The following is a 531-nucleotide window of genomic DNA, read 5'->3' on the forward strand; positions in this document are numbered from 1 at the left end:
CGCGATCCGGTTCCCGCGGCCGGCGGCACCCGAGAATGGCGGCAACGCGATCACCGAGTATCGGTTCTACTACACGGTGGGCGGCATCGCGCAGGCGCCGATGCTCGACGTGGGCGCCACGGTCGATGTCACCGATCGGGAGCCGGGTGATGTGGTCGCAGGCGAGTTCCGCGCGGTGAACGGTGCGGGAGAGAGCGATCCGGGCGCGACCGCGACCGCAACCACATGGGAGCTGCCCGACCAGATGGCTGCGCTGGTGGTCACGGGCGGCGTGGCATCGCTCACGATCGCGGCCACGGCCCCGGCGAACCTGAACGGCCGTCCGCTGAACACCGACCCGCCCGGCTACCGCTACGAGATCTACAACGACGCGGACGAGCTGATCGGCACCGTCGACCGACCCGACACCAGCGAACACACCGTTGCGCCCGTCATTCCGGGTCCGGGCGTGTATGCGACGGTCCGCGCGCGGACGGATGCGGGTTCGGGTGTGGCATCGCCGGCGTCGAACGCGGTCACGGTGCTGACCGG

The 531-nt window shown here is 70.6% G+C and carries 1 protein-coding gene; it reads left to right on the top strand.

Annotation, left to right across the window (positions count from 1 at the left end; all coding sequences use genetic code 11):
- Positions 1-531 (top strand): hypothetical protein (locus tag DDE13_RS22680; RefSeq protein ID WP_162631216.1); only part of this gene is annotated, 531 nt, incomplete at both ends.

This window comes from Meridianimarinicoccus zhengii (genome assembly GCF_003254465.1).
GTDB classification, from domain to species: Bacteria; Pseudomonadota; Alphaproteobacteria; order Rhodobacterales; family Rhodobacteraceae; genus Meridianimarinicoccus; species Meridianimarinicoccus zhengii.